Annotated in this window: 11 protein-coding genes and 2 pseudogenes; 8 read left to right on the top strand and 5 right to left on the bottom strand. The window is 62.3% G+C overall.

The annotated features are described in order from the left end of the window. Positions 1-84: 84 nt before the first annotated feature. Positions 85-252: pseudogene (locus tag ACZ6DL_RS37720) on the top strand (IS30 family transposase); the annotation flags it as partial. Between the two features lie 28 nt (positions 253-280). Here ACZ6DL_RS37720 and ACZ6DL_RS37715 read toward each other — a convergent pair. Together ACZ6DL_RS37715 and ACZ6DL_RS37710 are read right to left on the bottom strand one after the other, a co-directional pair. After that, positions 281-1,151: pseudogene (locus tag ACZ6DL_RS37715) on the bottom strand (IS3 family transposase); the annotation flags it as partial. 249 nt (positions 1,152-1,400) lie between these two features. Next, the gene (locus ACZ6DL_RS37710) at positions 1,401-1,838 is read right to left on the bottom strand and encodes a helix-turn-helix domain-containing protein (protein WP_466058492.1); all 438 of its coding nucleotides are present in this window, start codon (positions 1,836-1,838) and stop codon (positions 1,401-1,403) included. A 152-nt stretch (positions 1,839-1,990) separates the two neighbouring features. Here ACZ6DL_RS37710 and ACZ6DL_RS37705 point away from each other — a divergent pair, with 152 nt between their 5' ends. Continuing rightward, entirely contained in the window at positions 1,991-2,446 is a 456-nt protein-coding gene (locus tag ACZ6DL_RS37705; protein ID WP_466058490.1) for a peptidase inhibitor family I36 protein, read from the top strand. Positions 2,447-3,365: 919 nt separating this feature from the next. On the opposite strand, the gene ACZ6DL_RS37700 is transcribed toward ACZ6DL_RS37705, so the two are convergent. After that, positions 3,366-3,905, bottom strand: a complete 540-nt coding sequence (locus ACZ6DL_RS37700) for a transposase (protein ID WP_466058488.1) — start codon at positions 3,903-3,905, stop codon at positions 3,366-3,368. A gap of 285 nt (positions 3,906-4,190) precedes the next feature. Between ACZ6DL_RS37700 and ACZ6DL_RS37695 the strand changes: the two genes are divergently transcribed. Both ACZ6DL_RS37695 and ACZ6DL_RS37690 read left to right on the top strand, forming a co-directional pair. Further along, a complete protein-coding gene (locus ACZ6DL_RS37695) occupies positions 4,191-4,568 on the top strand; it encodes a nuclear transport factor 2 family protein (RefSeq protein WP_466058486.1) in 378 nt (125 codons plus the stop codon). A 129-nt stretch (positions 4,569-4,697) separates the two neighbouring features. Continuing rightward, positions 4,698-4,835 carry a hypothetical protein gene (locus tag ACZ6DL_RS37690; RefSeq protein WP_466058484.1) on the top strand — a complete coding sequence of 46 codons (138 nt, stop codon included), beginning with the start codon at positions 4,698-4,700 and terminating at the stop codon, positions 4,833-4,835. A gap of 21 nt (positions 4,836-4,856) precedes the next feature. On the opposite strand, the gene ACZ6DL_RS37685 is transcribed toward ACZ6DL_RS37690, so the two are convergent. Then, a complete protein-coding gene (locus ACZ6DL_RS37685) occupies positions 4,857-5,129 on the bottom strand; it encodes a transposase family protein (protein WP_466058482.1) in 273 nt (90 codons plus the stop codon). 106 nt (positions 5,130-5,235) lie between these two features. Here ACZ6DL_RS37685 and ACZ6DL_RS37680 point away from each other — a divergent pair, with 106 nt between their 5' ends. Then, positions 5,236-5,409: a hypothetical protein gene (locus ACZ6DL_RS37680; protein ID WP_466058480.1), complete on the top strand. Its 174-nt coding sequence runs from the start codon at positions 5,236-5,238 to the stop codon at positions 5,407-5,409. Between the two features lie 51 nt (positions 5,410-5,460). Here ACZ6DL_RS37680 and ACZ6DL_RS37675 read toward each other — a convergent pair whose 3' ends face one another. Beyond that, positions 5,461-5,736, bottom strand: a complete 276-nt coding sequence (locus ACZ6DL_RS37675; protein ID WP_466058478.1) for a DUF3467 domain-containing protein — start codon at positions 5,734-5,736, stop codon at positions 5,461-5,463. Positions 5,737-6,453: 717 nt separating this feature from the next. On the opposite strand from ACZ6DL_RS37675, the gene ACZ6DL_RS37670 reads away from it, so the two are divergent. The 3 genes from ACZ6DL_RS37670 to ACZ6DL_RS37660 form a co-directional block, all read left to right on the top strand. Next, positions 6,454-6,687 carry a DUF397 domain-containing protein gene (locus tag ACZ6DL_RS37670; protein WP_466058476.1) on the top strand — a complete coding sequence of 78 codons (234 nt, stop codon included), beginning with the start codon at positions 6,454-6,456 and terminating at the stop codon, positions 6,685-6,687. Positions 6,688-7,559: 872 nt separating this feature from the next. Then, the gene (locus ACZ6DL_RS37665) at positions 7,560-8,399 is read left to right on the top strand and encodes an alpha/beta fold hydrolase (RefSeq protein WP_466058474.1); all 840 of its coding nucleotides are present in this window, start codon (positions 7,560-7,562) and stop codon (positions 8,397-8,399) included. Positions 8,400-9,043: 644 nt separating this feature from the next. After that, positions 9,044-9,281 (top strand): hypothetical protein (locus ACZ6DL_RS37660; protein ID WP_466058472.1); only part of this gene is annotated, 238 nt, incomplete at its 3' end.

Here is a 9,281-nt window from a genome sequence, read left to right as displayed (position 1 = left end):
ATCGGCCTGACTCAACATGCTTCCCGAGTACATCGGCCTGCCTCCTGAAGATGGACGCTTACTTACGGTGTCCAACTTCATGGGACCACTCCACTTCTCCGACAATATTTCCCGAAGGGCACCGACCTTTCCCGGTGGAGCACTGCCGAGCTGACCGCGGTCGCCCACGCACTCAACAACCGTCCCCGGGAAGTCCTCGGATGGCGGACACCCGCCGAAGCGATGGCTGACCATCTACGATCGCTGCACTAGCGTGTTGCGACGACCAGTTGAATCCGCCCTGGGATCCGTGATCGGCGTGGACGATCCCGCCCGGAGCGGGCCGCCGGTTGCGGATGGCCATGTCAGGGCGTTGACCACGAGGGTGGAGTCGGCGCGGGAGTCGATGGACCAGCCCACGATTTTGCGGCTGAAGGCATCCAGGACTGCGGCGCAGTAGACCCGTCCTTCCTTCGTGCGGTGCTCGGTGATGTCGGTGACCCACAACTCGTTCGGATTCAGCCGATGGAATTTGCGGTTGACCAGGTCATCGGCGGTCACCACGCCGCGTAGGTTCTTGGCCCGTTCCGGGGCCGGCAGCCCGCGGATCCCGGCCAGCGTCATGAGTACCGATGCGGTGCGTGAGCAGACCTTGATGCCCATCGCCATCGTCAGTTCGGCGTGGATTCTGCGGTAGCCGTAAGTGCCTCGTGATGCGACGTGGACTTCTCGGATCACTCCCGTGAGCCATTGGCGCCGCAGCTGTGTCGGTGTGGTCGGGCGCCGCTTGGCCTTGCAGTAGTTCTGCCTGGCGACACCCAGGACCCGGCAGCACCGATCGACCGGCGCCCCGGCTGCGACGAGGCTGTCGATCACCGGGTAGAATCGCCTTTTGGGCCAGAAGTGTCCTCCCCGAGAAACTTCGCGGCGTGCCGCACGATCGCCAGCTCGGTTTCCAGTTCGCGGATCCGGCGACGAGCTGCACGCAGTTCCGCCGACTCCGTCGACGGTTTGCCCGGTCGTAGTCCGTGGTCGATGTCGTCCTGGCGCAACCACTTCGACAACGTCACCGGATGGATGCCGAGCTCAACTGCGGTCTGCTTGGCAGGTTTGCCTGCCCGGACCAAAGCGATCGCTCTGGTCCGGAACTCGGCGGGATAGGCGCGTGGCACGTCGGTCAGCCTTTCGGGAAGGCTGACAGTTAGCAACCCGAGTTGGAACCCATCCGGTGGGGCAGGTCAACCTGTCACCTGATCGTGCGGCAGTCCCGACCACCCGCCCGCCGGTGGGCTGGTGGTCGTAGAGATCCAGGACCCGGTTCATCTTCGCGGTGAACTCGGGATCGGTCCCGGCTTCCAGGTCTTGACCGCCTGCCACGACACCCCTCGGCCTTGAAGATCTGACGCAGAGTTTCACGGCTGCTATCGGCGATTCCGTTGCTGATCAGTACTTCTCGTAGTTTCGACAGGCTCCATGCCGAGAACGGCCAACCCAGGTCCCGCGGGCGCACCGAGCGATGCAGCCGATGCATTCACGCGTGTCGCTCGATCGACCTTCCGCGGCCTGCCCGCGCTCCATTTTGGGTCCAGTGCCTCGAACCCCCGTTCGTTGAAATCGTGGATCACCTGCCGCGCATACGCTTCGCTGACCTGCATCAACCTCGCGATCGCCGGAACCGGCTGCCGCTGGGCCGAGGCCATCACCACGATCGCTCGTCGCATCCTGACCGGTTGCTTGCTCGTCTTGGTGATCTTCTGCAACCGCCGCCCCTCCTCCGGGGTCACCGCTCGCACAAACACTTCCGGCTTCCGAGCCACCAGCACCACCTCCACCGGCAGCATCACCGGCAACAGGTCCACGATCAACCCGACACCCGGTTACCGAGCAACCTACTTGGACGAGGCAACTAGGTTGAGTTTTAACCTCGGGCTGGCCTGGCGGAGCACCCGTTGATCTTGAAAGAAATTTACAAGAATCCACTACGACGGGTTCGCGGCACTTCCAGTGCGGTATGTTTACACCCATGACTCCACACTTTGGACGAATTGCTGTGCAGCTCAGTAAAAATACTTCGATGAGGTGGCTGCGGCTGACGGTTGCGCTTATCACTGCTGGCTCAATCGTCGGCACCGGGGCTACCGCTTGGTCCGAGCCCCAGGACGACCCGGACGTCACACCGCAGGCGTCTTGCTCGAGTGGTGTATTTTGCCTCTTTGAGCACCCAAATCAGACCGGCCGCGTGTTTGGCCGTTCGTCTGCGGTTAGCAACATATTTCTCACTTGCACAAGCGGATTTACCTTCTGCATGGACAATCAGGCCAGCTCCTACCACAACGCGACCGGAAGCTGGTGGTGCGTGCACCCCGACTGGAACTATGGGGGCGGAACGCTCACTCTCGCCCCAGGCGCAAGAGGAAACTTCGGTTCTGGCTGGGATAACGTGATTAGCTCCATGCGCCCCTGCTGAATCGCTCTCTCCGTTAGACGCGGATCCAGAGTCGTGGTGCGTGCTTCCTGCGCCGTTGATCATCGACCACTATATCTATCGGCAACGGCTGCTGGTCGGAGTGCCCGTCAAGGCCCTGCGTCGAGCCGATCAGACCTTGTAATACTGATCGGTCTTATCGATGGGGTGGGTCAAGTGGACAGAGGATGCGGTATTTCCCCCATAGGAACATCTCACCCATCCGACGAGAATCGGAATTGTCGACGGACGGATGTGTCCACCACGAATGGCGATAGCACCGCACGCGTTGCCTGCTACGGATGCTCCGGGCGCACCACGACGCCGCGTACACATACCCCATTCGGCTGACAGAGTCGTTCTCCCGCAGCCGACCGATCAGGAACCAGTTCTTCCGATCACTACACTATTGCCTCTTGTATACGGATGACATGCTGTGCGACCTTGGCTACGAGCCGAGCGAAGACTGCCTACGTGCCGCTGCCGGATCACTCGGCTACGAGCTTGGCACCACATTCCGCGAACCGGCGCCCGAAAGCGAAACTCTTCCACCGGCATTCGTAGATCTCGTCCAGGAATTCCGGTGAGCCGCGGCGCACGGCATGATAACACTGCACGGACACTGTCGAACAGGTCCGTGTGCCGGATGGTCCTGCTGGCGGTCCTCGACGTGCGAGCCGCCACAGTGCACGAAGTCGAGCTTTGATACCCAACTCATCAGCGTGGTGTCGGTGACAGCGGACTCGCGGACATCGGTGCGTGTCCGTTGCGCGTGCGCACAACGGAGGTATCCGAAGCGGTGGCCCGTGCCTGTCGCCACAATGCACGGGCTCACGCAACACGAATTTCCCTGATCGATGCGAATGGAGCGGCCGTGACCACAGCCCATACCCCACCCCACACCGACGAGGTCCTTAGGGTCCTATCGGGTTCGGTTGCGGAGTCTTCGGCAGCAGATGAGGGTGGCTGCGAGGTTGAGGAGTCCTTGGTGGATGTCGGTGCGGCGTTCCCAGCGGGTGGCGAGGCGGCGGTACTGGTGGAGCAGGGCCAGGGATTGTTCGACGATCCATCGCCCTGTCACCTTGTCGCGGGTGCCACGGCGGGGGATGTAGCCGGTGATGCGACGTTGCCGCAGGTCGGCGTGCACGCGCGGATAGTCGCAACCCTTGCCGGTGATCAGTGCGTTGATCCGGTGGCGTGGCCGACCCGCTCTGCCGCGCAGGGGCCGGACCCGGTCGAGCAACTCCTGCAGCATCGAGTGGTCGTTGACGTTGGCCCCCGACAGCGCGACCGCGAGAGGCAGCCCGTTTCCGCAGGTCAGGATGTGGTGTTTCGATCCCGGTGAACAGCACGAACAAGATCCCCTGCACACCAGTCGATCGTCCATCCGCGCCGGTCCCGGCGTGCCCGGCGCCCGGACCGGCAGTAGCGGTTCGATCACTGCCCACAACTCGTCATCCACGACCACGGTGCCGCCACAACGAAACATACTGCACCGCAACGAGAGTCACCGCCACTCAACAGAACCTGTTAGGAGCTCTAAGAGATGCTGAGATTACTGCGTTGGATCGCGTCGTCGAGCAGTTGCAGTGAGGTGCCGAGCCTTGGACGCTGCTCGAGCTCTCCGAGGCCCCACACCAACGAACGGAGACGACCGACGATCCAGCAACCTCACTCGAAATGATTTTCGCAGATCCCTTCTGTCGCATAGATGAAAATGCTTGTGCAATCATTGGAGCTTCCCACCATGACCATCGCCACGCGCGAACTGTTCGAGCGTTACCACGCCTGCTGGGTAGACCGTGACCCGGACCGAATCGTTGAACTCCACACCGTCGACTCAGTGTTCCACCTGCACTCGGGCCAGGAACCAGCCCGAGGGCGGTCCGCCATCCGCGAGGCTGCGGCGGCAACCTTCGCCCTGGTTCCCGACCTGACGTTCCACCTGGTCTCGATGCGCGTCGGAGACGACTTCTGGGTGGTGCAATGGCAGCTGACCGGGGCCTCGGCAACCGGCAAGCACGTATGCGTCGACCTCGCGGACTATGTCCTCATCGAGGACGGCGCAGTGAAGGAGAAGCATTCCTACGTCGACGGGGTCGCCATGCAGGCCGCTCTAGGATGACGCGAGTGGGCGGCCTGCCGACCCTACTGGACCAGCTGGCGAAGACATTCGAAAACGCCACCGCTCCCGACGCCACCCGTGTCGACGAGGGCAGCCGGGGAATCAAAGAAGAAGGGAAGAAGGGTTGCGATGCTGCCCAATGCAGTGCGGCCAGGACATGTTCAGGGGCGGCGACCAAGGGCGTGGACCGAGCCGGGTGACGTCGGCAACACACGCGGGAACCTCGTCGGCGCCGAGATCGCCTGGATACTGCTGCCGCGCCTGTGAGCTTTCCCGGAATACCCCAGGTCAATCTGCCCACCGCGCACGCTGGTGGCCTGCTCGGCACAGCGGTCGGAGTCGAAGACCTTCCCGTCGAGGATCACGTAGGCGAAGCCCTCGTCCCGCGCGGGCCAGGGCTTCATGCAGGTCCGGCGCCTGCTCGGCGAGCACGGCGACGCCCTCGGCGTGGTAGCGATACGCGGTGGCGCGGCTTATGCCGAATCCTGCGCCCAGCGCCGCCAGTTCTTCCTGCTTGCGGAACCACACCAGCACGAACAGCGCCTGTTTCCAGCAACTCAACGCCCGGCTACCCCGACGGGTGCCCCGCGCTGGACCCGGGCGGTGTTGCCGTTTCGACCGGCACCGGTGATCGCCTGTTCCCACTCGACGCGGGTGGTGCTTCGTCGTGCTGGTCGTCGCTGTTGATGGGTGGTGGGGGTGGCGTGGCCGGCGGGTGTGCGCCCGCGATGACGTGGTGGTGGAATGCCGCGAGGTGATCAATGGCGTCGGGAGCGTCACCGAGCCGATCGGCGGCCGCGTGGTGGACATGCGGGGCACGGTCCCAGATCTGCAGTCGTGAGCGGTGATCCTCACGAGATCTTTCTCCTCGCCTGCGTGTGGCGGAGCGGTTTCAGTCGCCGAGGGAGGTCATGTGCCCGAACTGGTGCTCATAGTTGCTCATCGCGTCATCGAGCGTGCGCATAAACCGGAAGATCAACGCGGGTGGGAACTCCACCCGCGCGGTGACCTGCACCGGTTGGCGCATCACCGGACCGCGCTGCCCCGCAGCGGCGGGATCGGGCAGATAAGCCAGGAAATCCAGGGTGAAGTCGGTGCCGTTGTACCAACAGGTGAACCCGTTGGCATGCACCCCCGCCGCCCTCATCTGCTGGCGAAGACTCCGCAACCGAACCTGATAGGAGCTCTTAGCACGTCGAGCGTGGCGGTTTCGCGAGCGAGCTTTGTGGGTCGGCGTCGTACCAGTGAGGTGACCTGGGGCCGAGCCGCACGTGCTGAGTGGCGGACGACGCGAGTAGTCCGAAGTCCGCACCCGCGACGACTGGTGCATGCCACTGGACCTAGTCCCAGGCGAACACGCCGGGCCTGCTGAACGCCGTTCATATACCGTCTCATGTCCTCGGCTGGCCCTGAACTGCCTTGCGCCGCTTGATCGAATTTACGCAAGGGTGAACCTTTCATGGTGATCCGAGAAAAGCTGTAGTGGGGCTGGCTGTGCTGCAACCCGCTTCGCGACAAACTCGGTGGTCGAAGGGTTTGCCTGTCGATGGCGCGGGTGTGGAGCATGGCTGCGACAACCCTGATACGCGTAAAATTCGTTCTAGTCGGTTGCTGAACGAAGTATTACACTCGGGAGAAAGTGGAGTATATGGGGCATATCGAACGCGTCGTCAAGGAAGGAGCTGACCGAGTTGAGGTCGCTACGGTTTCCCGTGCGGGAACGCGTATTCGACCCCATGAAATAAGGGGATGGCCTGGTCCGGTCCCTCTCTATGCTCTGCAGCGATGGGCCTGTTCATTGCTGGCGTCCAATGATATTGATGATTGATCCTGATTACTGAAAGGGGAGCGGGCTGATCCGCTGGATGTGGTTGGCCCAAATTCTATGAACAATGATAACCGTGCCGGTGGCGTGGAAGAATGGCGTCGAAGCTCGTTGCACTCTGGTGATGATCCGTCAGTCGAAATTGCTTTCCTTGAGGACGGAAACATTGCTATCCGGGATTCTCGTGATCCCACCGGTGCAATGCTGGTGTTCACGCCGAAGGAATGGTCAGACTTCTGTGACGGTGCAGTCAAAGGAGAATTCGACCGGCCACAGAACGGAATTGGCGAATGATAGCCGAGGAAACGGGATTGGCCGTTCTCCCGGACGTCGTGGGTGTGGTCGAAGCTGATTCGTGCGCAACGGAGTGCGCCGTTACCTCGCCGACCGGAACGTGCTTGCCGTTCGTCATCCACGTGCGGAAGCCGTCGCGATTATGAAGGGAAATGCATGCCACGATCCGCGATGCGACGGCGTTGGGGCCGCCTGCTGCCGCTGGCGATCGGGCTCACGGCCGCCTTGGGAGTGGTCGGCTACGTGATACTGCTTGGGATTTGGGAGAGAGATCACCCGGCTGCAGCCGCGCCCCATGATCTGTGTGCGGCGATCGGACCCGACCTGTTCCGGTCGCTGGTGCCGTCCGGTGTTGTGCAGTCCGAGTCCGTCTACTCGTCGGGGCCGGACGCGGCGTGCAACTTCACCGTCTCTGAACCTCGTCTTGTCGGTTCCAGATCTTACGGGTCCATGCAGGTGCGAGTGTTGCGGTACGGCTCAGTTGCTTGGCATTCCGGCGCCAACCGAGCCTCGACGGCACTCTCGGAGTTCTGTCGAGCCGGTCGAACCAGCGGGCCCGCGGGTCCGTTCCAAGGCGCCAGTGGCCTGGGTGAGGAGGCTTGCGTGGCCTACAGTGAGAGGACCAGTACAGCGTACGGCTCGGCAGTGGTTCGCCGTGGCGCGGATCTCATCTGGATAGACTGCGATATGTATCCCGGTACCACCAAGCGCGCACAGCGATGGGTCACCGAGGTGGTACGGGCGTCCTTAGCGGGTGTCACATAGCCGTGCCTCGACGTGCGGAGCGACCTGGCCGGAAAGACTATGAGCAGATGTCGAGTCGATCCGAGCGGCGCGCGAAATTCTTGACCTTCCAAGGAGGACTGTCCACTATGTCCAACGGCGAGCAGTTCATCGCTACCAACGGTGTCGATCTATGCATTGAAACCTTCGGCAACGCTGTAGATCCGGCCATTGTGCTGATCCATGGCGCATGTGCGTCTATGGTGTGGTGGGAGTCGAAACTGTGCGAGTACATCGCAGCCTGCGGTCGTTTCGTAATCCGGTTCGACAACCGCGACGTTGGTCGGTCGACCAGCTACCCGCCTGGTCGTCCCGGCTATGCACTCAGCGACCTGGCGAAAGACGCCATCGGCATCCTGGATGAGCTGGGCATCGAAAAGGCGCACTTCGTCGGTCGGTCAATGTCCGGTGCGACCGTTGCGACACTAGGCATCGATTATCCGGATCGGGTGCAGACGCTGACCTTCTGTGGCACCACGACCGGCGATGCCGATCTACCCGGGATGTCCGAGGCGGTCATCGAGTACTCCTCGCACATTCCTGGCCCGGATAACACCGACGAGGTCACTGAGTGGATCGTAGGTCTGAACAAGGTGTACGCCGGACTGTCACCGTACTTCGACGAGGATGAGGTGCGTCAGCTCGCGCGCATCGATGTCGCCCGCACCGACCACATGGCTTCAGCATTGGGCAACCACTTCATGATCGAGTTCGACGCACCGAGGAACGGCGGGTTCGGCGACATCAAAGCTCCGTCGCTGGTCGTGCACGGCAGCAACGATCCTGTATTTCCACTGGCACACGGAATTGCTTTGCACCAGGCGATCCCCGGAGCGGAACTGGTCGTCATGAACAAAGCTGGACACGGCATCCCCGCTCCGCTTTGGGGGGAGTTCGTTTCAGCGCTGATCAAGCACACTGCAGGCTGATTTTGGCGCCGGCAGCCAAGTGGACCGATTCCGACGCCTCGTCCCCGTCGGGTATCTAGTCGTCGTCGGGCCGAACTGTGCGGACGTAAGGGAAATCGTCTGCGCCTTGTGCCAGCTTCGAGATGCTCGGTGAGATCGAACTGGGCGCGAGTTATGGTCTCAGCCATACGGGAACCCTCTGCTGCTGGGCCTTGCGGCGTAGACAGATTCGAACCAAGTGACGCTTGCGGCAGCCCTGACGGTCAGGGCGGCGCGTCGTCGTTGTGTGGGCGGTAGTGCCAGTAGCCGCGACGGTTGTTTCTCCCGGTGGGTAGAGCTAGCAGGTGTACCGGGAGTGGATAGACGCAATGGGTCGACTGGCCGCGATGCCGACGACGAAGTCCTCCTCGTACCCAGAGTTCGATTAGTTCGTCGGTGCGGCGCAGCGCGCAAACCGTTCGCGTAGTCCCGGAGTGTTCCCTACAGCTATCGAATTCAGCGCTAGCTCGGCGGCGGCGGCCGTATCGAGCGCGACGTCGTGGTCTTCGACAACTCGTACGGCGAGTTTCGGCGTGGCCCGCGGGGGGTTGCAACCCGGGCAAGAGCGTTCTGGCTGTCGATGTATGGGCTCAGGACATCTTTGACGGATTGTCGTCAGGACATTCTTGACGTTCGTCGGGTCTGACACCGGCGCCGGTGACGTGAAATCGGGCTATCGGTTTCGTGCTTTTTCGGGGTCGAACGGCGATCTCTTCCTCGCCGTGCAGGATGCGCAGGTAGGTGTCCTCGATGACGACGGTGACGATTCTGCCGCGGTGGCGGGGACCGAGTTTGATGCCCTGGCCGGCGACCATGATGCGGCCGCTGGCGTGGACTCTGCGTTGCGCTCGAAGCGACCCTGCG

Source organism: Nocardia sp. NPDC041819 (genome assembly GCF_055590505.1).
This window is presented reverse-complemented; position numbering and strand designations above follow the sequence as displayed.